This window comes from Streptomyces sp. NPDC055013 (genome assembly GCF_053608645.1).
Genome location: NZ_JBSGVW010000010.1, coordinates 17,827 through 41,167 on the forward strand (window position 1 = coordinate 17,827; position 23,341 = coordinate 41,167).

At 71.5% G+C, this 23,341-nt stretch carries 21 protein-coding genes; 9 read left to right on the forward strand and 12 right to left on the reverse strand.

The annotated features are described in order from the left end of the window. The first annotated feature begins 46 nt into the window (after window positions 1-46). Both ACWGDB_RS15060 and ACWGDB_RS15065 read left to right on the forward strand, forming a co-directional pair. On the forward strand, window positions 47-1,537 hold the full coding sequence (locus tag ACWGDB_RS15060) for a 3' terminal RNA ribose 2'-O-methyltransferase Hen1 (protein ID WP_453822837.1): 1,491 nt from the start codon (window positions 47-49) through the stop codon (window positions 1,535-1,537). After that, window positions 1,534-4,083 carry a polynucleotide kinase-phosphatase gene (locus ACWGDB_RS15065; RefSeq protein WP_453822838.1) on the forward strand — a complete coding sequence of 850 codons (2,550 nt, stop codon included), beginning with the start codon at window positions 1,534-1,536 and terminating at the stop codon, window positions 4,081-4,083. The genes ACWGDB_RS15060 and ACWGDB_RS15065 overlap by 4 nt, the downstream gene beginning before the upstream one ends. A gap of 15 nt (window positions 4,084-4,098) precedes the next feature. On the opposite strand, the gene ACWGDB_RS15070 is transcribed toward ACWGDB_RS15065, so the two are convergent. Both ACWGDB_RS15070 and ACWGDB_RS15075 read right to left on the reverse strand, forming a co-directional pair. Then, window positions 4,099-4,998, reverse strand: coding sequence for a hypothetical protein (locus ACWGDB_RS15070; protein ID WP_453822839.1), 900 nt, complete (start codon window positions 4,996-4,998; stop codon window positions 4,099-4,101). Beyond that, entirely contained in the window at window positions 4,995-6,032 is a 1,038-nt protein-coding gene (locus tag ACWGDB_RS15075) for an SPFH domain-containing protein (RefSeq protein ID WP_453822840.1), read from the reverse strand. Before ACWGDB_RS15075 ends, ACWGDB_RS15070 begins: the two co-directional genes overlap by 4 nt. Before the next feature lie 121 nt (window positions 6,033-6,153). Between ACWGDB_RS15075 and ACWGDB_RS15080 the strand changes: the two genes are divergently transcribed. Together ACWGDB_RS15080 and argF are read left to right on the forward strand one after the other, a co-directional pair. Further along, window positions 6,154-7,377, forward strand: coding sequence for an arginine deiminase (locus tag ACWGDB_RS15080; RefSeq protein WP_453822841.1), 1,224 nt, complete (start codon window positions 6,154-6,156; stop codon window positions 7,375-7,377). 81 nt (window positions 7,378-7,458) lie between these two features. Next, window positions 7,459-8,466: an ornithine carbamoyltransferase gene (gene argF, locus ACWGDB_RS15085; RefSeq protein ID WP_453822842.1), complete on the forward strand. Its 1,008-nt coding sequence runs from the start codon at window positions 7,459-7,461 to the stop codon at window positions 8,464-8,466. A gap of 35 nt (window positions 8,467-8,501) precedes the next feature. Here the strand turns inward: argF and ACWGDB_RS15090 are convergent, their stop codons facing one another. Then, window positions 8,502-8,954, reverse strand: a complete 453-nt coding sequence (locus ACWGDB_RS15090; RefSeq protein ID WP_453822843.1) for an ATP-binding protein — start codon at window positions 8,952-8,954, stop codon at window positions 8,502-8,504. A gap of 318 nt (window positions 8,955-9,272) precedes the next feature. Here ACWGDB_RS15090 and ACWGDB_RS15095 point away from each other — a divergent pair, with 318 nt between their 5' ends. Together ACWGDB_RS15095 and ACWGDB_RS15100 are read left to right on the forward strand one after the other, a co-directional pair. Then, window positions 9,273-10,100 (forward strand): enoyl-CoA hydratase family protein, encoded by an 828-nt coding sequence (locus ACWGDB_RS15095; protein WP_453822844.1) that lies wholly within the window; start codon window positions 9,273-9,275, stop codon window positions 10,098-10,100. Beyond that, window positions 10,085-12,475 (forward strand): bifunctional salicylyl-CoA 5-hydroxylase/oxidoreductase, encoded by a 2,391-nt coding sequence (locus ACWGDB_RS15100; RefSeq protein WP_453822845.1) that lies wholly within the window; start codon window positions 10,085-10,087, stop codon window positions 12,473-12,475. Before ACWGDB_RS15095 ends, ACWGDB_RS15100 begins: the two co-directional genes overlap by 16 nt. Here ACWGDB_RS15100 and ACWGDB_RS15105 read toward each other — a convergent pair. The 5 genes from ACWGDB_RS15105 to ACWGDB_RS15125 form a co-directional block, all read right to left on the reverse strand. Then, window positions 12,459-13,670 carry a sulfate adenylyltransferase subunit 1 gene (locus ACWGDB_RS15105; RefSeq protein ID WP_453822846.1) on the reverse strand — a complete coding sequence of 404 codons (1,212 nt, stop codon included), beginning with the start codon at window positions 13,668-13,670 and terminating at the stop codon, window positions 12,459-12,461. The genes ACWGDB_RS15100 and ACWGDB_RS15105 overlap by 17 nt on opposite strands. Before the next feature lie 2 nt (window positions 13,671-13,672). After that, window positions 13,673-14,590, reverse strand: a complete 918-nt coding sequence (cysD, locus tag ACWGDB_RS15110; protein ID WP_453822847.1) for a sulfate adenylyltransferase subunit CysD — start codon at window positions 14,588-14,590, stop codon at window positions 13,673-13,675. Continuing rightward, window positions 14,587-15,153: an adenylyl-sulfate kinase gene (cysC, locus tag ACWGDB_RS15115; RefSeq protein WP_453822848.1), complete on the reverse strand. Its 567-nt coding sequence runs from the start codon at window positions 15,151-15,153 to the stop codon at window positions 14,587-14,589. Before cysC ends, cysD begins: the two co-directional genes overlap by 4 nt. Window positions 15,154-15,281: 128 nt before the next feature. Next, window positions 15,282-16,094, reverse strand: a complete 813-nt coding sequence (locus tag ACWGDB_RS15120) for a PaaX family transcriptional regulator (RefSeq protein ID WP_453822849.1) — start codon at window positions 16,092-16,094, stop codon at window positions 15,282-15,284. 15 nt (window positions 16,095-16,109) lie between these two features. Continuing rightward, window positions 16,110-17,723 (reverse strand): AMP-binding protein, encoded by a 1,614-nt coding sequence (locus ACWGDB_RS15125; RefSeq protein ID WP_453822850.1) that lies wholly within the window; start codon window positions 17,721-17,723, stop codon window positions 16,110-16,112. Window positions 17,724-17,915: 192 nt separating this feature from the next. On the opposite strand from ACWGDB_RS15125, the gene ACWGDB_RS15130 reads away from it, so the two are divergent. Beyond that, on the forward strand, window positions 17,916-19,097 hold the full coding sequence (locus ACWGDB_RS15130; protein WP_453822851.1) for an acyl-CoA dehydrogenase family protein: 1,182 nt from the start codon (window positions 17,916-17,918) through the stop codon (window positions 19,095-19,097). Then, window positions 19,094-19,492: a RidA family protein gene (locus ACWGDB_RS15135; protein ID WP_427839510.1), complete on the forward strand. Its 399-nt coding sequence runs from the start codon at window positions 19,094-19,096 to the stop codon at window positions 19,490-19,492. The genes ACWGDB_RS15130 and ACWGDB_RS15135 overlap by 4 nt, the downstream gene beginning before the upstream one ends. A gap of 7 nt (window positions 19,493-19,499) precedes the next feature. Here ACWGDB_RS15135 and ACWGDB_RS15140 read toward each other — a convergent pair whose 3' ends face one another. After that, window positions 19,500-19,694 (reverse strand): DUF5999 family protein, encoded by a 195-nt coding sequence (locus ACWGDB_RS15140; RefSeq protein ID WP_453822852.1) that lies wholly within the window; start codon window positions 19,692-19,694, stop codon window positions 19,500-19,502. 237 nt (window positions 19,695-19,931) lie between these two features. On the opposite strand from ACWGDB_RS15140, the gene ACWGDB_RS15145 reads away from it, so the two are divergent. Beyond that, entirely contained in the window at window positions 19,932-20,393 is a 462-nt protein-coding gene (locus ACWGDB_RS15145; RefSeq protein WP_453822853.1) for a DUF6299 family protein, read from the forward strand. 75 nt (window positions 20,394-20,468) lie between these two features. Here the strand turns inward: ACWGDB_RS15145 and dmpG are convergent, their stop codons facing one another. From dmpG to ACWGDB_RS15160, 3 genes are read right to left on the reverse strand one after another with little or no spacing between them, the layout of a single operon-like run. Beyond that, entirely contained in the window at window positions 20,469-21,476 is a 1,008-nt protein-coding gene (gene dmpG, locus ACWGDB_RS15150; RefSeq protein ID WP_453822854.1) for a 4-hydroxy-2-oxovalerate aldolase, read from the reverse strand. Then, window positions 21,473-22,447, reverse strand: coding sequence for an acetaldehyde dehydrogenase (acetylating) (locus tag ACWGDB_RS15155; protein WP_453822855.1), 975 nt, complete (start codon window positions 22,445-22,447; stop codon window positions 21,473-21,475). The genes dmpG and ACWGDB_RS15155 overlap by 4 nt, the downstream gene beginning before the upstream one ends. Further along, entirely contained in the window at window positions 22,444-23,280 is an 837-nt protein-coding gene (locus tag ACWGDB_RS15160; RefSeq protein WP_453822856.1) for a 2-keto-4-pentenoate hydratase, read from the reverse strand. The genes ACWGDB_RS15155 and ACWGDB_RS15160 overlap by 4 nt, the downstream gene beginning before the upstream one ends. Between the last annotated feature and the right edge of the window lie 61 nt (window positions 23,281-23,341).

A 23,341-nucleotide genomic window follows, 5' to 3' on the forward strand; every position in this document is an offset into this window, starting at 1 on the left:
GCGGCGCACATGCGCAGCTCAGACCCTATCCAAAGGCCAACCCACCGTGTTCCTGACCATCACTGCCACCGGCACCCCAGAACGCCCCGCCACCGATCTCGGCTTCCTGTTGCACAAGCATCCCGAGAAGGCGCAGGCGTTCTCCACCTCCTACGGCAAGGCGCACGTCCTCTACCCGGAGGCCGACGCCGAGCGCTGCACGGCGGCGCTGCTGTTGGAGGTCGACGCGGTGGCATTGGTCCGGCGCGGCAAGGGCAAGGGGCGGGGTGGCGCGCCCGACGCGGCGCTCGCGCAGTACGTCAATGACCGGCCGTACGCCGCCTCCTCGCTGCTCGCGGTAGCGCTCAGCGGTGTGTTCTCCAGCGCGATGCGGGGCGTGTGCCATGCCCGGCCGGACCTGCCGGCTCAGCCGCGGCCGCTGCGGATCGAGGTGCCCGCGCTTCCGGCCCGGGGCGGTCCCGAGCTCGTACGGCGGCTGTTCGAGCCGCTCGGCTGGGCGGTGACCGCCGAACCCGTGCCGCTGGACGTGCAGTTCCCCGAGTGGGGCGATTCACGCTACGTGCGGCTCGTGCTGGAGTCGGAGGGGCTGACCCTCGCCGAGGCCCTGCGTCACCTCTATGTCCTGCTCCCTGTCCTCGACGACGCCAAGCACTACTGGGTCTCCTCCGAGGAGGTCGACAAGCTGCTGCGGGCCGGTGAGGGCTGGCTGGCGGAACACCCGGAGCAGAAGCTGATCACCAGCCGGTATCTGTCGCGCCGCTGGTCGCTGACCCGGCAGGCGATGGAGCGGCTGGAACTGGTCCGGCTCGCGGAGGCCGACGACAGCGAGGTCGAGGACATCGACAACGCCGTCGGGGCGGAGAGCGAGGCCGAGGAGAAGCCGACGCCGCTCGCCGTGCAGCGCCGGGACGCGATCATGGCCGCGCTCAAGGCGTCCGGTGCCGCGCGCGTGCTCGATCTCGGTTGCGGACAGGGGCAGTTGGTGCAGGCGCTGCTCAAGGACCCGGCGTACACCGAGATCGTCGGCGTGGACGTGTCGATGCGGGCGCTGACCATCGCGGGACGGCGGCTGAAGCTGGACCGGATGGGGGAGCGGCAGGCGTCGCGCGTGCAGCTGTTCCAGAGCTCCCTCGCCTACACCGACAGCCGCCTCAAGGGTTACGACGCCGCCGTGCTCAGCGAGGTCATCGAGCACCTCGACCTGCCGCGGCTGCCCGCCCTGGAGTACGCGGTGTTCGGCTCCGCCCGGCCGCGCACGGTTCTGGTGACCACCCCGAACGTCGAGTACAACGTCCGCTGGGAATCCCTCCCGGCCGGCCACGTCCGGCACGGCGACCACCGGTTCGAGTGGACGCGCGAGGAGTTCCGGTCATGGGCCACGGCGGTGGCCGAACGGCACGGGTACGGCGTGGAGTTCGTACCGGTCGGGCCGGACGACCCGGAGGTGGGACCGCCCACCCAGATGGCCCTGTTTGAAATCAGCACAGCCGGCATGAAGAGCAGTGTGAACGACGAGAAGGAGGCGAAGGCGGCATGAGCGAGACCACCCAGGCGACCAAGGGACGGGTCCTGCCCGTCACCGACCTCTCCCTCGTCGTGCTCGTCGGCGCCTCCGGCTCCGGCAAGTCCACCTTCGCCCGCCGGCACTTCAAGCCGACGGAGGTCATCTCCTCCGACTTCTGCCGCGGCCTCGTCTCCGACGACGAGAACGACCAGAGCGCGACCCGGGACGCCTTCGACGTCCTGCACTACATCGCAGGCAAGCGCCTGGCGGCCGGCCGCCGTACGGTCGTCGACGCCACCAGCGTGCAGCAGGACAGCCGACGGCAGCTGATCGAGCTGGCCAGGCAGTACGACGTGCTGCCGATAGCCATCGTGCTCGACGTGCCGGAGGACGTGTGCGCCGAGCGCAACGCCGGCCGCACCGACCGGGCCGACATGCCGCGCCGGGTCATCCAGCGGCACACCCGCGAACTCCGGCGGTCCCTGCGGCACCTGGAGCGCGAGGGCTTCCGCAAGGTGCACGTCCTGCGAGGGGTGGACGAAGTCGAGAGCGCGTCCGTCGTCACCGAGAAGCGCTTCAACGACCTCACCCACCTCACCGGCCCGTTCGACATCGTCGGCGACATCCACGGCTGCGCCTCCGAACTGGAGTCGCTGCTCGGCAAGTTGGGGTACGCAGACGGTGTGCACCCGGACGGCCGCACCGCCGTCTTCGTCGGCGACCTCGTCGACCGCGGCCCGGACAGCCCCGGCGTGCTGCGGCGCGTGATGTCGATGGTGAAGTCGGGCAACGCGCTGTGCGTGCCGGGCAACCACGAGAACAAGTACGGCCGCTACCTCAAGGGCCGCAAGGTCCAGCACACGCACGGACTCGCCGAGACCATCGAGCAGATGGAGGGCGCGAGCGAGGAGTTCCGCGCCGAGGTGAGGGAGTTCATCGACGGGCTCGTCAGCCACTACGTCCTCGACGGCGGCCGGCTCGTGGTCTGCCACGCCGGTCTGCCGGAGAAGTACCACGGTCGCACGTCGGGGCGGGTGCGCTCGCACGCGCTGTACGGCGACACCACCGGGGAGACCGACGAGTTCGGGCTGCCGGTGCGCTACCCGTGGGCCGAGGACTACCGGGGCCGCGCGGCTGTGGTGTACGGCCACACCCCGGTGCCGGAGGCCACCTGGCTGAACAACACCATCTGCCTGGACACCGGTGCCGTCTTCGGCGGCAAGCTGACCGCGCTGCGCTGGCCGGAGCGGGAGCTGGTCGACGTACCGGCCGAGCAGGTCTGGTACGAGCCGGCCAAGCCGCTGCGGACGGAGGCACCGGGCGGGCACGACGGACGGCCGCTCGACCTCAACGACGTCCACGGCCGCCGGGTGGTCGAGACCCGGCACGCCGGGCGGGTGTCGGTCCGTGAGGAGAACGCGGCCGCGGCCCTGGAGGTCATGAGCCGCTTCGCCGTCGACCCGCGCCTGCTGCCGTACCTCCCGCCGACCATGGCACCGACGGCGACCAGTCACATCGAGGGCTACCTGGAGCACCCGGCGGAGGCCTTCGCGCAGTACGCGGCGGACGGTGTCGAGCGGGTCGTGTGCGAGGAGAAGCACATGGGCTCGCGGGCCGTGGCGCTGGTGTGCCGGGACGCGGAGGCCGCCCGCAAGAGGTTCGGGGTCGACGGTCCCAGCGGGTCGCTCTACACCCGCACCGGTCGCCCGTTCTTCGACGACGAGTCCGTGACGGAGACGATCCTGGAGCGGCTCCGTACGGCGATCGGCGAGGCCGGTCTCTGGGACGACCTCGAGACGGACTGGCTGCTGCTCGACGCCGAGTTGATGCCGTGGTCGCTGAAGGCACAGGGTCTGCTGCGGTCGCAGTACGCCGCGGTCGGCGCCGCCTCCGGGGCCGTGTTCCCGGGTGCGCTCGCCGCACTGGAGGGTGCAGCGGGGCGCGGCGTCGACGTGTCGGACCTGCTCGCCCGCCAGCGCGGACGGGCGTCGGACGCCGCCGCGTTCACGGAGGCGTACCGCCGCTACTGCTGGACCACGGACGTCCTGGACGGCGTACGCCTGGCACCGTTCCAGATCCTGGCCGCCCAGGGCCGCAGTTTGGCCGCGCTCCCGCACAACGAGCAGCTCGCCCTCCTCGACCGGCTGGTGGAGCACGACAGCACCGGCCTGCTGCAGACGACCCGGCGCCTCTACGTCGACACCGGTGACCCGGAGTCGGTGCAGGCCGGCGTCGACTGGTGGCTGGAGATGACGGGCCGTGGCGGCGAGGGCATGGTCGTCAAGCCGCTCGGTGCGGTCGTGCGCCGGGAGGAAGGGCGCCTGGTCCAGCCCGGGATCAAGTGCCGGGGGCGCGAGTACCTGCGGATCATCTACGGTCCCGAGTACACGCGGCCGGACAACCTGGCGCGGCTGCGGCAGCGGTTCCTCAACCACAAGCGGTCCCTCGCCATCCGCGAGTACGCGCTGGGCCTCGAGGCCCTGGACCGGCTGGCCGAGGGCGAGCCGCTGTGGCGGGTGCACGAGGCCGTGTTCGGGGTGCTGGCGCTGGAGTCGGAACCGGTGGACCCCCGGCTGTGAACCGAGGGAGCGGCTTCAGCCGACCAGCCGCAGCCGCTCCCGGCACACGCCGACCCGGACCGTCTGGCCCCAGGTCAACTCGACCGCGTCCGTCTCCATCCCGTCCCCGAAGGCGACGAGCCGCTCGGACTCGACGGTGAGGTGGAGACGGGACGCGGCGGCGAGTTCCCCGGCCACCCGCGACGTACCGGTGGCCGGGGACGGCCAGGCCTCGCGGACGTACCACAGCAGGCGCTCCTCCGTCGGGGAGGGCAGCCGCAGCTGCTCTCCCCGCTCCTGCCACACCGACCGGATCCAGCCGGTCGCCCCCGTCCCGGTGCCGATCAGCACCCCGGACGAGGCCTGGGCCTCGACGACACCCCCGTCGTCCTCCAGGCCCAGGCGGTATCGGGCCGTCTGGTGTCCGACGGCGCCCAGGTAGATCTCGTTCAGCGCCACGAGCCGCTGTGTGTCGTCGGCCACGGCCTCGACCATGGTGAGTTCGTCGCAGGCGCCCCTTCCGGATTGCGCCGCGGTGAGAAGCGGGCCGGTGTTCTCGGGGTGGTGGCGCACGAGGACACCCGGGTTGCGGCCGGGGTCGGAGTCGATGCCCAGCACCGGTTGCCCGGCGAGGTACTTGGCCACATTTGCGACCAGTCCGTCCTGCCCGACCACGACCACCACGTCCTCCGGGGCGAACAGGAACCGGTCCAAGTCGGCTCTCTCGACCCGGCTCTGACGCCAGGTCAGGGGGATTGCCGAGGTCACCTCCGCCAGGGCGTGGCGCGTCCGGTGGTGGCGTTCGGCGATCTCCGCGATGTCCCGGCCCCGGGAGGCGAGGAAGAAGGCGGCCTGGCCGTGCGTGCCGTGCCGGGCCACCAACTCCTCGTACTCCGTGGTGCGATGGACGAGAACGACCCGGGGAGCGAGGCTCACGCCTGCTCCTGCGTACCGAGCCTGGCGAGCAGCCCCGTCAGCACGTCCGGCGACACCGTCACGCTGTCGATCCGCGGCAGGTTCTCCGCGAGCCGCGTCCCGGTGAGGGCGTGCAGCGTCGCCACGTCCACTTCGCCGTGCACGCGCAGCCAGGCCGCCTGCGCCTGAGCCCGTGCTTCACCGACCTCGCGTGCCCCTTCGGCCTCCGCCCGGGCCAGCCGTACGGAACGAGCCGCCTCGGCTTCGGCCAGCCGTACCGTCCGTGCCGCCTCCGCCTCGGCCCGGACCGCGTCGGCTGCCGCGTGCTCCTCGGCCTCCCGCCGCGCGTTGGTGCCCCGCTGGTCCACCAACTGCTCCTCGCGGCGGGCGAGTTCGATCTGGCTGGCCAGTTCGTTCTCGGCGATCGCCCGTTCCCGCTCGACGGCCACCGCCCGGCGCTCGTACGTCGCCCGGTCGGCCTCCTGCTGGATCTGCTCGCGGGCCGGGGTGCGCAGCGCCCGCTCCACCTCCGGCTCGGGGCGCAGCGCCATGACGCGTACGGCGACCACCTCGATGCCCGTCGACGGGAGCCGCGGCTCGCCGGCCAGGCCCGCCGCGATCCGCTCCCGCACCGCCGTCACGCCGTCGACCAGCGCCGCCGACAGCGGCGTACGGGACAGGACGTCCAGCGCGTGCTGCTGGGCCGTTTCGGTCAGGAGCGTGCCCAGCTGCTCCAGCGGGGTGCCCCGCCACGCGCCCGTGTCCGGGTCGACGGAGAAGTCCAGGCGGGACGCGGCCACCGCGGGGTCGCTGATCCGGTAGGTGACCGTCGCCTGGACGGCCACGTCCTGGAAATCGGACGTACGGGCATGGAAGGTCATCGCCAACTCCCGGTCGTCCACCGGAACTTCGGACAGCGCGGCGGTCAGCGCCCGGAACCAGAAGCTGAGCCCGGGGCCGTCGTGCAGCAGCTTGCCGCCGCGGTGGTGGCGGATGTGCGCCGTGGGCGCGCCGCGCAGATGGCGCCAGCCGAGGCGCCGGGTGATGTCGGCCATGGGACCCCCTCGCTTTTCGTCATGTAGACGATAAACGCGATGCTTGCTTGTCGTCAAGGGGACGAGAATGGAAACGGTCAAGCGGGGGGTGAACCCGGTCGGCGATGGTCAGGATGGAGGCATGGGATTCCATGTCGACTCCGAGGCCGGGCGCCTGCGCCGCGTCATCCTGCACCGGCCCGATCTCGAGCTCAAAAGGCTCACCCCCAGCAACAAGGACGCCCTGCTCTTCGACGACGTGCTGTGGGTGCGCCGGGCGCGCGCCGAGCACGACGGGTTCGCCGACGTACTGCGCGACCGCGGGGTCACCGTCCACCTGTTCGGCGACCTGCTCACCGAGGCCCTGGAGATCCCGGCGGCCCGGAGGCTCGTCCTGGACAGGGTCTTCGACGAGAAGGAGTACGGGGTGCTGGCCACCGACCACCTCCGTGCGGCCTTCGAGGGCCTGCCCTCGCCCGAACTGGCCGAAGCCCTCATAGGGGGCATGACCAAACGGGAGTTCCTGGAGGCGCACCCCGAGCCGATCTCCGTGCGCTTCCATGTCATGGAGCTGGACGACTTCCTCCTCGCGCCCCTGCCCAATCACCTCTTCACCCGGGACACCTCCGCCTGGATCTACGACGGCGTCTCCGTCAACGCCATGCGCTGGCCCGCCCGGCAGCGCGAGACGGTCCATTTCGAGGCGATCTACCGGCATCACCCGCTGTTCCGTGACGAGACGTTCCACGTCTGGTCCGAGGGGCAGGCCGACTACCCCTCCACCATCGAGGGCGGGGACGTCCTGGTGATCGGCAGCGGGGCCGTGCTCATCGGGATGAGTGAGCGGACCACGCCCCAGGCCGTCGAGATGCTCGCCCACAAGCTGTTCGCCGCCGGGTCGGCGCAGACGATCGTGGCCCTCGACATGCCCAAGCGGCGCGCCCTCATGCATCTCGACACCGTGATGACGATGGTCGACGGCGACGTCTTCACCCAGTACGCCGGGCTCGGCATGCTCCGCTCGTACACCATCGAACCGGGCGCCGGCGACAAGGAGCTGAAGGTCACCGACCATCCGCCGGAGCACATGCACCGCGCGATCGCCGCCGCGCTCGGCCTCAGTGAGATCCGCGTCCTGACCGCGACCCAGGACGTCCACGCGGCCGAGCGTGAGCAGTGGGACGACGGCTGCAACGTGCTGGCGGTCGAGCCGGGTGTGGTCGTCGCCTACGAGCGGAACTCCACCACCAACACACATCTGCGCAAGCAGGGCATCGAGGTGATCGAGATCCCGGGGAGCGAGCTGGGGCGGGGGAGAGGGGGGCCGCGGTGCATGAGCTGTCCGGTCGAACGCGAGGCCGTATAGGCCGAAGGTGTGACCGTATAGAAATGCCAGTGGTCGTATAGACTTCCATAGTCCTTGTTCTCGTACCTCTGGAGCGCCCCCATGGCGACTGTCCCGACCGCCCTCGCCGGCCGCCACTTCCTCAAGGAGCTCGACTTCACCGGGCAGGAGTTCCTGGGGCTGGTCGAGCTGGCCGCCGAGCTGAAGGCCGCCAAGAAGGCCGGGGCCGAGGCGCAGTACCTGCGGGGCCGGAACATCGCGCTGATCTTCGAGAAGACCTCGACGCGCACGCGCTGCGCGTTCGAGGTCGCGGCCGCCGACCAGGGCGCCTCGACGACGTACCTCGACCCGTCGGGCTCACAGATCGGCCACAAGGAGTCCGTGAAGGACACCGCGCGCGTGCTGGGGCGGATGTACGACGGGATCGAGTACCGCGGGGACAGCCAGGCGAACGTGGAGGAGCTGGCGGCGTACGCGGGCGTGCCCGTCTTCAACGGTCTGACCGACGACTGGCACCCGACGCAGATGCTGGCCGACGTGCTGACGATGACGGAGCACAGCGGCAAGCCCCCGAAGGAGATCGCCTTCGCCTACCTGGGCGACGCCCGCTTCAACATGGGCAACTCGTACCTGATCACGGGGGCGCTGCTCGGCATGGACGTGCGGATCGTCGCCCCCCAGGCGTACTGGCCCGCCCAGGCGATCATCGAGCGGGCCCTCAAGCTCTCCGAGGCCAGCGGGGCCCGCATCACGATCACGGAGAAGGTCGACGAGGGCGTCCTCGGGGCGGACTTCGTCGCCACCGACGTCTGGGTTTCCATGGGGGAACCCAAGGAGGTGTGGGACGAGCGGATCGCCGCGCTGGGTCCGTATGCCGTGACCATGGACGTGCTGCGGGCCACCGGGAACCCGGCCGTGAAATTTCTCCACTGCCTGCCGGCCTTCCATGACCTGGGCACGAAGGTCGGGCGCGGGATCTTCGAGCGGCACGGCCTGGAGTCGCTGGAGGTCACGGACGAGGTCTTCGAGTCGGCGCACTCCGTCGTTTTCGACGAGGCGGAGAATCGGATGCACACGATCAAGGCGGTTCTGGTGGCGACCCTGGCCTGAGGCGGCTACCACGGGCGGCGCCGGCCTGAGGCGGTTTACATCGGGCGGCGCTGAGCCGGCACGACCGGCAGTCTGAACCAGACCGCCTTGCCGGAGCCCGCCGGTCGGTGGCCGCATGACGAGCTCAGGGTGCGGATCAGCAGGAGGCCCCGGCCGTGCTCCTGCCAGGGGTCGGGCTCGCCGTTGGTGGGGCGGGTCAGATCGCCGGGCGGGGCCGGGTCCGGGTCGTGGACCTCGACCTGGCAGCCGGACGGCAGCAGCTCCACGACCAGCTCTATGGGGCCGTCGCCCGCGGTGTGCTCCACGGCGTTCGCGACCAGCTCCGCCGTGAGCAGCTCCGCGGTGTCGCTGTCGGCGGCGTGCTCCAGCTCGGCCAGCGCCGTACGGACCAGGGCGCGCGCGACGGGCACGGCTGCGACAGTGTGCGGCAGCGCGATGCGCCAGGAGGCGGAGGCTGAGGGGCGATCTTGCAAGGCGGGTCCGTTCATGAGCAGGCTGACCTGCTTTCAACCTTATGAATGGTACGGCGCCACCCGGAGAAGGGTTTTCGAAGGGCGCCGTTCGGAACCTTCGGCCCCGACTGCTGGCGACTTACCCAGGTGAACGGCCGCCCTCGCGCGCTTGATCCCGTCGTTACGGGGGTGTCGACGAGCCGTGACGGATGTGACGGAGCAAGGTCACACCCGGTTGGCTTATTGCGTGCTCGTGACGACAGTCAAAGTTGAGTGATAGCTTCGAAGGGTAGAGCTCGGAGGGCAGAGCTCAGCGAGGCAGTGCCCGCCGTCCGCCTGAGGAGGCCGCACGTCATGAGTCCCTTCACCGGCTCCGCCGCCCGCACCCCCGACTGGAAACATCTGCGGGTCGAGCATGCCGACGGCGTCACCACCGTCACCCTCACCCGCCCCGAGAAACTCAACGCGCTCACCTTCGGCGCCTACGCCGACCTGCGCGATCTGCTCGCCGAGCTGTCCCGGGAGAGGGCGGTGCGGGCGCTGGTGCTGGCCGGCGAGGGCCGCGGCTTCTGTTCCGGCGGCGACGTCGACGAGATCATCGGCGCGACCCTGGCCATGGACACCGCACAGCTCCTCGACTTCAACCGGATGACCGGGCAGGTCGTGCGGGCGGTACGGGAGTGCCCGTTCCCGGTGATCGCGGCGGTGCACGGGGTGGCGGCCGGGGCCGGGGCGGTACTGGCGCTCGCGGCCGACTTCCGGGTCGCCGACCCCACCGCACGCTTCGCCTTCCTCTTCACCCGGGTCGGCCTGTCCGGCGGCGACATGGGTGCCGCGTATCTGCTGCCCCGGATCGTCGGCCTCGGGCACGCGACCCGGCTGCTGATGCTGGGCGAGCCGGTCCGGGCACCGGAGGCCGAGCGCATCGGCCTGATCAGCGAGCTGGCGGAGGAGGGGAGCGCGAACGAGGCCGCGCAGACACTCGCCCGCCGCCTGGCCGAGGGCCCGGCCCTGGCGTACGCCCAGACGAAGGCCCTCCTGACGGCCGAGCTGGACATGCCGCTGGCGGCATCGGTGGAACTGGACGCGTCGACGCAGGCCCTGCTGATGAACGGCGAGGACTACGCGGAGTTCCACGCGGCGTTCACGGAGAAGCGCCCTCCCAAATGGAGGGGGCGGTGACTGTGCCGACCAAAGGGGCGCGGGGCTGCGCTGAATCTGCGGCTACCGCCGCGCGGGCGCGACCAGCCCCCACCAGCCCGCAGCCGCCGAACGAGACCAGCCACCCCCTACGAGTCGCAATCATCGGCGGCGGCCCCGCCGGCCTCTACGCCGCCGCCCTCCTCAAACGCCTCGACCCCACCCGAGAGATCACCGTCTGGGAACGCAACGCCCCCGACGACACCTTCGGCTTCGGAGTGGTCCTCTCCGACGAAACCCTCGGCGGCATCGAGCACGCCGACCCCACGGTCTACGCAGCGCTCCAAACGCACTTCACCCGCTGGGACGACATCGACATCGTCCACCGCAACAGCCGCCAGACCTCCGGAGGACACGGCTTCGCGGCCCTGGGCAGAAAACGCCTCTTGGAGATCCTCCACGACCGCTGCCGCACCCTCGGCGTGGAGCTCCGCTTCCGCTCGGAGGCCCCGGACACGGCCTCGCTGGCAGAGACGTACGACCTCGTCATCGCCGCAGACGGTGTGAACAGCACCACGCGCGAGGCCTACGCCCATGTGTTCCGCCCCCATGTGGCCATGCACCGGTGCCGCTACATCTGGCTGGCCGCCGACTTCGCCTTCGACGCCTTCCGCTTCGAGATCGCCGAGACCGAGCACGGCGTGATGCAGCTGCACGGCTACCCCTATGCGTCCGACGCCTCCACCGTCATCGTCGAGATGCACGAGGACGTGTGGCGAGCCGCCGGATTCGACGAGGTCGACGAGCAGGAGTCGATCGCCCGCTGCGCCAAGATCTTCGCGGACGCCCTCGGCGGACGGTCCCTCAAGTCCAACAAGTCGGCATGGACCACCTTCCGCACGGTCGTCAACGAGCGGTGGTCGCACGAGAACGTCGTCCTGCTCGGCGACGCCGCCCACACCGCCCACTTCTCCATCGGCTCCGGCACCAAGCTGGCCGTGGAGGACGCCCTGGCGCTCGCCGCCTGTCTGGAGGAACAGCCCGACATCCCCGGCGCGTTGAGGGCGTACGAGGAGGAGCGCAAGCCCGTGGTGGCCTCCACGCAGCGCGCGGCACGCGCCAGCCTGGAGTGGTTCGAGAACCTCGGCCTCTACCTCGACCAGCCGCCGCGCCAGTTCGCCTTCAACCTCCTCACCCGCAGCCGCCGCGTCACGCACGACAACCTGCGCCTGCGTGACGCCGGTTTCACCGAGGCCGTGGAGCGCGACTTCGGCTGCCCGACCGACACGCCCCCGATGTTCACCCCGTTCCGGCTGCGCGGCCTGACCTTGCGCAACCGGGTCGTCGTGTCCCCGATGGACATGTACTCGGCCACCGACGGCGTCCCCGGCGACTTCCACCTCGTCCACCTCGGCGCCCGCGCCCTCGGCGGCGCCGGCCTGGTGATGACCGAGATGGTGTGCGTCAGCCCGGAGGGCCGGATCACCCCCGGCTGCACCGGCCTCTACACCGGCAAGCAGGGTGAGGCCTGGCGGCGGATCGTCCAGTTCGTGCACACACAGGCACCCGGCACCGCGATCGGCGTGCAGCTCGGCCACAGTGGGCGCAAGGGCTCGACCAGGCTCATGTGGGAGGGCATCGACGAGCCGCTGGAGGACGGCAACTGGCCACTAGTGGCCCCGTCCCCGCTCCCCTACAAGCCCTACAGTCAGACCCCGCGTGAGCTGACCCGCTCCCAACTCACCGACATTCGCGAGCAGTTCACCGCGGCTGCCTGGCGCGCCGCCCGCGCCGGATTCGACCTCCTCGAACTCCACTGCGCACACGGCTACCTGCTCTCCGGCTTCCTCTCCCCGCTGACCAACCAACGCACCGATGCCTACGGCGGCTCCCTGGAGAAGCGGCTCCGCTTCCCGCTCGAAGTCTTCGACGCCATCCGGGCCGTCTGGCCGGAGGAACGGCCGATGACCGTCCGTATCTCCGCCACGGACTGGGCCGAGGGCGGCACGACGGCCGAGGACGCCGTCGAGATCGCCCGCGCCTTCGCCGCGCACGGCGCCGACGCGATCGACGTGTCGACCGGGCAGGTCGTGGCCGACGAGCAGCCGGAGTACGGGCGGTCGTACCAGACGCCGTACGCGGACCGGATCCGCCACGCCACCCGCCTGCCGGTTGTCGCGGTCGGGGCGATCTCCTCCTGGGACGACGTCAACTCCCTCATTCTGGCGGGCCGTACGGACCTGTGCGCTCTCGCCCGCCCCCACCTCTACGACCCGCACTGGACGCTGCACGCGGCGGCCGAGCAGGACTACGACGGCCCGGGTGTCGTCTGGCCGGCGCCGTACCGGGCGGGCAGCAGGCGTCCGCAGACGGGGCGCACGGACGCGCCCAAACCCCGGCTCAGTCTGGGGAGCTGATCTCGGCCATGCCGGCGGTCAGCGTCGCGCCGTCCGCCGGGTCGATCAGGATGAACGCGCCGGTGCGCCGGGAGACCGCGTAGTCGTCGAGGGCGAGCGGCTCGGCGGTGCGCAGGGTGATCCGGCCCAGGTCGTTGGCCCTCAACTCGGCTGCCTTGCCGAGGTCCTTGACGACGGCCTTCACGGTTCGGGTGGTGTGTCTGACCAGTACCCGGTCGCCGACCCTCAGCGGGCGGTCGGCCAGGTGGCACGCGGTCGCCCGGACGTCCCGGGTGAGCGCCGGGACATCGACGCCCGTGGTGATCAGGTCGCCGCGCGAGACGTCCCGCTGGTCGGCGAGGCGGACGCTGATCGACTGCGGCGCGTACGCCACGTCGACGTCCCGGCCGAGTACGTCGATGCCGGTGATCTCGGACGTCGTGCCGGACGGGTGCACGGTCACCCGGTCGCCGACCCGCAGTGAGCCGGAGGCCAACTGACCTGCGTAGTGCCGGGATTCACCGTGGCGGATCACGTACTGGACGGGGAAGCGGACAGGGGCGTCGGCGGGATCGACGCCGACCGGGACCTTCTCCAGGAACTCCAGGAGTGCCGGGCCGCCGTACCAGTCCATGCGGGCCGAGCGCTCCACGACGTTGTCCCCGGCGAGTGCCGAGACCGGGATCGGCGTGAAGCCGGGCAGCCCCAACTCGGCCGCGTGACCTGCGAAGTCCTCGACGATCGCGTCGAACTCCCGCTCCCCGTACCCGACCAGGTCCATCTTGTTGACGGCGAGGACCACCTGGGGAACCCGCAGCAGGGCGGCCACGGCGGCGTGCCGACGGGTCTGGGCGACGACACCGTTGCGGGCGTCGACGAGAATGATCGCCAGGTCGGCGGTGGAGGCGCCGGTGACCATGTTGCGGGTGTACTGCACGTGGCCGGGGGTGTCGGCGAGGATGAACCGGCGCCGGGGTGTGGCGAAGTAGCGGTAGGCCACGTCGATGGTGATGCCCTGCTCGCGCTCGGCGCGCAGGCCGTCGGTGAGCAGTGCGAGGTCGGGGGCGTCCTGGCCGCGGTTGCGGGAGGCGTGCTCCACGGCCTCCAGCTGGTCGGCGAGGACCGATTTCGAGTCGTGCAGCAGGCGCCCGACGAGAGTCGACTTGCCGTCGTCGACGGACCCTGCGGTGGCGAACCGAAGCGTGTTCACGGCCATGCTCAGAAGTACCCTTCGCGCTTACGGTCTTCCATCGCGGCCTCGGACAGCTTGTCGTCGGCGCGGGTCGCGCCACGCTCGGTCAGCCGGGAGGCGGCGATCTCGGTGATCACTTTCTCGATGGTGTCGGCGTCGGAGTCCACCGCACCGGTGCAGGACATGTCGCCGACCGTGCGATACCGGACCTGACGCTTCTCGACGACCTCGTGCTCGCGAGGCCCGCCCCACTCGCCGGCCGTCAGCCACATGCCGCCCCGCTGGAACACCTCGCGCTGGTGGGCGTAGTAGATGTCCGGCAGCTCGATCTCCTCGCGGGCGATGTATTGCCACACGTCCAGCTCGGTCCAGTTGGACAGCGGGAACACGCGCACGTGCTCGCCGGGCGCGTGGCGGCCGTTGTAGAGGTTCCACAGCTCGGGCCGCTGGCGGCGCGGGTCCCATTGAGAGAACTCGTCGCGCAGGGAGAAGACGCGTTCCTTGGCCCGCGCCTTCTCCTCGTCCCTGCGCCCGCCGCCGAAGACCGCGTCGAACCGCTCGCTCCGGATCTTCTCCGTCAGCGGCAGAGTCTGGAGCGGATTCCGCGTCCCGTCGGGACGTTCGCGCAGCACACCCCGGTCGATGTAGTCCTGTACGGAGGCCACATGGAGACGCAGCCCATGTGCGGCAACCACACGGTCCCGGTAGTCGATGACCTCGGGGAAGTTGTGCCCGGTGTCCACATGCAGCAGCGTGAACGGGACCGCCGCGGGAGCGAAGGCCTTCAGCGCCAGGTGCAGCATGACGATGGAGTCCTTGCCGCCGGAGAACAGGATCACCGGCCGCTCGAACTCACCCGCCACCTCACGGAAGATGTGGACGGCCTCGGACTCCAGCGCGTCCAGGTGGGAGAGGCCGAACCCGGTCACATCGAACCCGGTCACACCAACCCCCGCTCCGCCAGTACGGCGTAGACGGCGGCGGCCGACTCCTGGGGCGTCTGGAGCTGTGTGGGAAGGACGAGGGAGGGGGCCTCGGGCGGCTCGTACGGGTCGTCGACGCCGGTCAGCCCGGACAAGTGCCCCGCGGCCTGCCGGGCGTACAGCCCCTTCACGTCCCGCTCGCTGCACACCGCCACCGGGGTCGCGACATGCACCTCGATGTACGGCGTCCCGCTCGCCTCGTGCCGCTTGCGCACGGCCTCGCGGCTGTCGGCGTACGGGGCGATGACCGGGACGACGGACAGCACGCCGTTGCGCGCGAGCACCTCCGAGACCAGCCCGATGCGCTGCACGTTGGTGTTCCGGTCCTCCCGGGAGAAGCCCAGGCCCGCGGAGAGGAAGCGGCGGATCTCGTCGCCGTCGAGGACCTCCACGCGATGCCCCTCGGCCTTCAGGCGGTCACCGAGCCGACGGGCGATGGTCGTCTTGCCCGCGCTCGGCAGCCCGGTGAGCCAGACGGTGGCCCCCTGAGCCCTTGGGCCTGCCTTTCGGGCCGTGGTGGTCATGCGCAACAGTCCTCATCTCTCACTCCGCGTCCTACCTCGCGACGACCCCATGGACGCTAGGTAAGAAACTTGAGAGGAGACGCAGAGGAACCTGAGGGTTCCGTTAGTGGCTCATGGTGCGCCCGAGGTCACAGACCGGCGAACACCGCTCCGGCGTCCCGGAGACGCTCGTGCAGTCCCCGGAAGACGGCGGCCGAGCGCGCGCCGGGCCAGTCCGCGGGCAGCAGCCGGGCGGGCAGGCCGGGGTCGGTGTAGGGGAGGTGGCGCCAGGAGTCCAGGGCGAGGAGATAGTCGCGGTACGCCTCCCCGGGCGGGGTGTCCTGCCGCTGCTCCCAGTCGTGCAGCACCCGCGCGTGGCGGTCGAGGAACGCGTCGTGCTCCTTGGCGATCGCGGCCAGGTCCCACCAGCGGGCGACGGCCTCGGCGGTCGGCGTGAAGCCGAGATGCTCGCCGCGGAAGAAGTCGACGTACCCCTCCAGGCGCAGCCGCTGAAGGGTGTGCCGGGCCTCCTCGTAGAGCCGCCCCGGCGCGATCCACACGCCCGGAGCGGCCGTCCCGAAGCCGAGGCCGGCCAGCCGGGAGCGCAGCACATGGCGCTTCTGCCGCTCCGACTCCGGCACCGAGAACACCGCGAGCACCCAGCCCTCGTCCTCGGGCGGCGCGGTGGCGTAGATGCGCCGGTCGCCGTCGTCGAGCAACTGGCGGGCGTCCGGGGAGAGTTCGTAGCCCGCCGCGCCCTGGGCCGTGCGGGCCGGCAGCAGCAGCCCGCGCCGCTTGAGCCGCGACACCGACGAACGCACGGAAGGAGCGTCCACGCCGACCGCGGCCAGCAGTCTGATCAGCTCGGCGACCGGCACCGGGCCGGGCATGTAGCGGCCGTAGGCGCCGTAGAGCGTGACGATGAGAGACCGTGGTGCATGCTGGTCGGACACGTTGATCATCTTAGGTCGTACGGATCACTGACGGTCACTCGGCGGGTCACCGCCGTCGCGCAAACGGAAGCGCTGGAGCTTGCCGGTGGCGGTGCGCGGCAGCGCATCGAGGAAGACGATCTCGCGCGGGCACTTGTAGGGCGCCAGCTCCGCCTTCACGAACGCGCGGAGCGCCTCCGCGTCCTGGTGCGCACCCTCCCTGAGCACCGCGTATGCCACCACGACCTGTCCGCGCGCCTCGTCGGGCCGCCCCACGACCGCCGTTTCCAGCACGTCGGGGTGGCGCAGGAGCGCCTCCTCGACCTCCGGGCCCGCGATGTTGTAGCCGGCTGAGATGATCATGTCGTCCGCGCGGGCGACGTAGCGGAAGTAGCCGTCACTCTCCCGGACGTAGGTGTCACCGGTGATGTTCCAGCCGTGGCGCACGTACTCGCGCTGCCGGGGATCGGCGAGATAGCGGCAGCCGACGGGCCCGCGCACGGCGAGCAGCCCGGGCTCCCCGTCGGGCATCTCCCGGCCCTCGTGGTCGACCACGAGGGCGTGCCAGCCCGGCACCGCCACCCCGGTCGTCCCGGGCCTGATGTGCTCGTCGGCGGCGGATATGAAGATGTGCAGCAGCTCGGTGGCGCCGATGCCGTTGATGACCCGCAGCCCGGTCCGCTCCTGCCAGGCCTGCCAGGTGGCGGCGGGCAGGTTCTCGCCCGCCGAGACGCAACGGCGCAGCGAGGAGATGTCGTGCGAGTCGAGCTCGTCGAGCATCGCCCGGTACGCAGTCGGCGCGGTGAACAGCACGGACACCCGGTGCTCGGCGATCGCGGGCAGCAGCTGCTTGGGGCCGGCCTGTTCCAGGAGCAGGGCGCTGGCGCCGGCCCGCATGGGGAAGATCACGAGTCCGCCGAGGCCGAAGGTGAAGCCGAGTGGGGGACTGCCGGCGAAGACATCGCCCACCTGTGGTTGCAGCACATGCTCCGAGAAGGTGTCGGCTATCGCGAGCACATCCCGGTGGAAGTGCATACAGCCCTTGGGCCGTCCGGTGGTCCCGGAGGTGAAGGCGATGAGGGCCACGTCATCGGCTGCGGTGTCGGCGGCGGCGTACGGCGTGTCGGGCGCCGGGCGGTGCAGCAGGTCGTCGGGGGCGTCGCCGCCGTACGTCGCGATCCGCAGCCCGGGTATCTCGGCCTTGGCGAGGTCGTCGACGGCCCGGATGTCGCACAGTGCGTGCCGCACCTCGGCTATCTCGCACATGGTCTTCAGCTCGTGCGGCCGTTGCTGGGCCAGCACGGTGACGGCGACCGCGCCCGCCTTCAGCACCGCCAGCCAGCAGGCGGCCAGCCACGGCGTGGTCGGGCCGCGCAGCAGCACCCGGTTGCCCGGGACGACACCGAGGTCGCCGGTGAGCACATGCGCGAGCCGGTCGACGCGGGCGCGCAGGGTGCCGTACGTCCATGTGCCGCCGGACGGGGTGTGGAACACGGGCCGCTCGTCGGGCGGGCCGTCGAGCAACTCGGCCGCGGCGTTGAGCCGATCGGGGTAGTCCAGCCCCGGCAGGTCGAGGCGGAGCTCGGGCCACTGGTCGGGCGGTGGCAGATGCTCGCGGGCGAATGTGTCGACGTGGGCGGAGCGGTGCAGACCGGCCATGGCGGTTCGCCCCCTTGCCTTGTGGGCTGCCTGTGGGCGTCGTGGTGGGCCAGGGCCTGTTGTCAAAGCGGCCCTGAGCGGGTCTCAGCACAGGGAGCGTATCGTGTTGGTGACGACAGTCAATGGGGCGCGATATCGTCGGGGAGTCCGTCGAGAGGGTCCGTCGCGCACGGCCCCGCAGGGAGGTCGGCAATGCCCGCATTCTCGCTCGATCCGGCGCAAACCGCCTGGTGTGCCGAGCTACGCACCCTGGCCGCCGAACGGCTGAGCCCGCTCGCGGAGAAGGGCGAACCCGGGCACGTCAACCGCCCGCTGGTCGCCGAACTCGGTCAACTGGGGCTGCTGCGAAGGCTGTTCAGTGCGGGGGCGGTCGACCTGTGCCTGATGCGCGAGTCCCTCGCGTATGCCTGCACGGAGGCGGAGACCGCGCTCGCCCTCCAGGGCCTGGGCGCGCATCCCGTCCACGCCCATGGCACCCCGGCCCAGCGCGAGCGCTGGCTGCCCCGGGTGGCCGAGGGCAGCGCGGTGGCGGCCTTCGCACTGAGCGAGCCGGGGGCCGGGTCGGACGCGGCGGCGCTGGAGCTGCGGGCCGAACGGGACGCCTCGCGGCCGGGAGGGCCGGGGGAGACGCCGGTCGCCGCCGAACCCGACGGCCCCGCTCGCTGGCGCCTCACCGGCGAGAAGTGCTGGATCTCCAACGCCCCCGAGGCCGACTTCTACACCGTCTTCGCCCGCACCACCCCCGGCGTCGGCGCCCGTGGCGTCACCGCCTTCCTGGTCCCCGCCGACCGGCCCGGCCTCACCGGATCGGGCCTCGACATGCTGTCCCCGCACCCCATCGGCGCCCTTCACTTCGACGCCGTTCCCGTCACCGCCGACGACGTCCTGGGCGAGCTGGACCGTGGCTTCCGGGTCGCGATGGGCACCCTCAACCTCTTCCGGCCGAGCGTCGGTGCCTTCGCCGTCGGCATGGCGCAGGCGGCCCTGGACGCGACGCTGGCCCACACCGCCCAACGGGACGCGTTCGGCGGCAAGCTGAAGGACCTTCAGGCGGTCGCCCACCAGGTGGCCGAGATGGCCCTGCGCACCGAGGCGGCCCGTCTCATGGTGTACGCGGCGGCGACGGCGTACGACGAAGGCGCCCCGGACGTCCCGAAGCGCGCGGCGATGGCGAAGCTGCTGGCGACGGAGACGGCGCAGCATGTCGTCGACACGGCGGTCCAGTTGCACGGTGCCCGTGCCCTGCGCCGCGGCCATCTGCTCGAGCACCTCTACCGCGAGGTGCGTGCCCCGCGCGTCTACGAAGGCGCCAGTGAGGTCCAACGCGGCATCATCGCCAAGGAGTTGTACACGACCATGGAGGCCGGTCAGTGAGTACCGAGCGTGTCAACCCGCCCGATCTGTCCCCGCCCACCGGCTTCTCCCACGCGGTCGTCGCCACCGGATCCCGGGTCGTGTTCCTGGCCGGGCAGACCGCGCTCGACACCGACGGCAAGGTGGTGGGGGAGACGTTGCCGGAGCAGTTCGAGCGGGCGCTCACCAATCTGCTGGCCGCGCTGGCGGCGGCCGGCGGCACCCCGGCCGACCTCGCGCGGGTCACCGTCTATGCCACGGACGTGGCGGCGTATCGCGCCCAGGTCGCCGAACTCGGGCGGATCTGGAAGCAGTTGGCGGGACGGGACTATCCCGCGATGGCGGTCGTCGAGGTCGTACGGCTCTGGGATGAAGAGGCCATGGTGGAGCTGGACGGGTTCGCGGTACTGCCGTAGGCCGTGCTCACGCGGCCATCGCGAGCCGGTCGGCCGGCACCCGGTGCGGGGCGACCACACGGCCGTCGGGCAGCAGCTCACCGCTGTCGTCGAAGACGATGGCGCCGTCACACAGGAGGCTCCAGCCCTGCTCGGGGTGGGCGGCCACCACATGTGCGGCGGGGCTGTCGGCGGAAGGGCACGAAGGCTGGTAGGAACACATGGCGCACCTCCATATAGGACGGACGAACCGTTCGGGTCGTCCATATGGGTAGACCATGCTCCCGCCCCGAACTCATCGGAACGGCGCGCTGTGAACCGTGACAACACGCGGACAACTCTCTGACCGATCCACGAAGGTCGCAGCGGACTCGCCACCGAAGGGGTGACGGTCACGCCCAAGGGCACACCCGCCGGGTACCAGTGGAAGCCCCCACTCCGCCCATCGGGAGGTCATCCCATGCCCCTGCGCCCCGCACTCGCCACCGCCGCCGGCGCCGCGCTGTTCCTGCTGCTCGCCGCGCCCTCGGCGCCCGCCGACTCCGACGCTCCCACCGAGCCCGAGGAGACCGTCACCGTCGGTACCAAGACCCCCATGGCCGCGGACGGCACCATCACCGTCTCCGGCACCTACCGCTGCATCGACAGCACGGGACCCACGTTCGTGAGCGCCTCCATCGGCCAGAAGGACTCCACCACCCGGTACGCCATCGGCGGCACCCTCGCCGAATGCGACGGCAAGCAGCACCGCTGGGAGAACAAGGGCAAGGCCCCCGCGGACGCCACCCTCAAGCACGGCAAGGCGAACGTCGAGGTCACCGTCGTGGAGCTGCGCCCCGTGGACGGCCTGGGCGGCCTGCCCCTGCCGCACTTCCACGCGGTGGTGAAGAAGGACATCTCCCTGTCGAAGCCCAAGGCGTGACGGCTGCACGGCCTCCCGTCGCCCTCGTGGGCCGCGCCCCTTCCGGCCGACCGGAGAGGGGCGCGGTCGCGTTGCTCAGGCGCGGGCGACCAGGTCCAGCGCGATGTCGGTGATCATGTCCTCCTGGCCGCCGACCATCCCGCGCCGGCCGGCCTCGACGAGGATGCTGCGGGTGTCCAGGCCGTAGCGGGCGGCGGCGGTCTCGGCGTGCCGCAGGAAGCTGGAGTACACGCCTGCGTAGCCGAGGCTGAGGGTCTCGCGGTCCACCCGAACCTCGCGGTCCTGCAGGGGGCGTACGAGGTCGTCGGCCGCGTCCATCAGGGGGAACAGGTCGCAGCCGTGCTCCCAGCCCATCAGGTCGGCGACCGCGACGAACGCCTCCAACGGACAGTTGCCCGCGCCCGCGCCCTGCCCGGCGAGCGAGGCGTCCACCCGGGTCGCGCCGCTCTCGACGGCGACGACGGTGTTGGCGACGCCCAGCGCGAGGTTGTGGTGGGCGTGGATGCCCAGCTCGGTCGCCGGGTCGAGGACGTCACGGTAGGCGCGGAAGCGGTCGCGGACGCCGTCCATGGTGAGGCGGCCGCCGGAGTCGGTGACGTAGACGCAGTGGGCGCCGTACGACTCCATCAGCTTGGCCTGGCGGGCCAGTTCGGCCGGGTCGGCCATGTGCGACATCATCAGGAACCCGGCGACGTCCATGCACAACTCCCGTGCGGCGGAGATGTGTTGAGCGGCGATGTCGGCCTCGGTGCAGTGCGTCGCGACGCGGACGCTGCGGATGCCCAGGGCGTGCGCCTGTCTGAGGTCGTGCAGGGTGCCGATGCCGGGCAGCAGCAGGGTCGTGGGCACCGCGTGTTGCGCGGCGTCCACCACGGCCTCGATCCATTCCCAGTCCGTGTGTGCGCCGACGCCGTAGTTGATGCTGGAGCCCGCGAGGCCGTCGCCGTGGGCGACCTCGATCGCGGCGACCCCGGCGGCGTCCAGCGCGGCGGCGATGGCGCGGGCCCGGTCGACTGTGTAGCGGTGCCGGACGGCGTGCATGCCGTCCCTGAGGGTCACGTCCTGGACGTACAGCCGGGTCATCGGGAGGCCACCTCCGTGGCGATGGGGGTCCCCCGGCTCGAGCGAAGCCGAGAGTGGGGGAGTGCGGCCATGCGTTCCGCGGTGCGCAGCGCGGCCGAGGTCATGATGTCGAGGTTGCCGGCGTACGCCGGGAGGTAGTGCGCGGCGCCCTCGACCTCCAGGAAGACGGACACCCTCAGGGCCTCGCCCGCGCCGGGGACGAGGGCGCGCAGCGGGTCGGCGGAGGGCACCCGATCGAACTGCACCTTCTGCTTGAGCCGGTAGCCGGGCACGTACGCCTGCACCCGCCCGACCATCTCCTCGACCGACGCGGTGACCGCCTCCGTCGCGCAGTCGGAGACCAGGCAGTGCACGGTGTCCCGCATGATCAGGGGCGGTTCGGCCGGGTTGAGCACGATGATCGCCTTGCCGCGCGCGGCGCCGCCGACCCGCTCGACGGCCGCGGAGGTGGTCTCGGTGAACTCGTCGATGTTGGCGCGGGTGCCGGGGCCGGCGGAGCGGGAGGCGATGGACGCGACGATCTCGCCGTAGTGCACCGGCGTGACGGCGCCCACCGCGGCGACGACCGGGATGGTGGCCTGGCCGCCGCAGGTGACCATGTTGACGTTCGGGGCGTCGAGGTGGGCGTCGCCGTTGACCGGCGGGACGACGTACGGGCCGAGGGCGGCCGGAGTGAGGTCGACCAGGGTGCGGCCCAGGGGGCGCAGTACGTCGTCGTGGTGACGGTGGGCGCCGGCCGAGGTCGCGTCGAAGACGATCTCCACATCGGCGAACTCGTCCAGGGCGACGAGCCCTTCGACGCCTTCGTGGGTGGTGGCGACCTTCAGACGACGGGCGCGGGCCAGGCCGTCGGAGTCCGGGTCGATCCCGGCCAGCGCGGCGATCTCCAGCGACTCCGACAACCGGAGGATCTTGATCATGAGGTCGGTTCCGATGTTGCCGGAGCCGATGACGGCGACCTTCGTGCTCACCGTGCGCCCCCGTCCTTCGCGAAGCCGACCCGCACGGAACCCAGCCCAAAGACACGGGCCTCGAACACGTCGCCCGGCGCGGCGGGCGCCATCGGGCCGAGCGCGCCGGTCAGCACCAGGTCGCCCGCGCGCAGTGGATCGCCCCGCTCGGCGAGCGCGGAGGCCAGCCACACGGCCGCGTTGAGGGGGCTGCCGAGACAGTCGGCGCCGGTGCCCTCGGAGACGGTCTCGCCGCCCCGCGTCATGGTCATCGTCACCGTCCGCAGGTCGACGTCGGTGAGCGGCACGGGAGTTGCGCCCAGGACGTACAGGCCGCAGGAGGCGTTGTCGGCGACCGTGTCGACCAGGGAGATGTCCCAGCCCCGCACCCGGCTGTCGACGATCTCCAGCGCGGGCAGCGCGAAGTCGACCGCGCGCAGGACGTCGGCGACCGTGCACGCGGGGTGCGGCAGGTCCCGCCCGAGCACGAGCGCCACCTCGGCCTCCACCTTGGGCTGGAGCAGCCGCCCGGCGCTCACCTCACCGCCGTCCGGTACGGCCATGTCCGCGAACAGTGCGCCGAAGTCGGGCCGGTCCACGCCGAGTTGGCGCTGCACGGTCACGGAGGTCAGGCCGATCTTGCGGCCGACGATCCGGCGGCCGGCGTCCAGCCCGCGCCGCACGTTGAGCCGCTGCACGGCGTACGCGGACTCCAGATCTGCGCCCGCGTCGAACAGGTCACGCACCGGAGGACAGGCGGTCCCGGTGCGGGCGGCCTCCGCCAGCAGATCGGCGGCCTTGACCACGGCCGGCGGGGCGGCGTCCGGGCGGACGCCGTCGGGTGGGGTCGACACGGGATACCTCCGGAGAAGGAGCGATGGCTGATGAACCGATGCGGAAGGAGCCGGTGGGCGC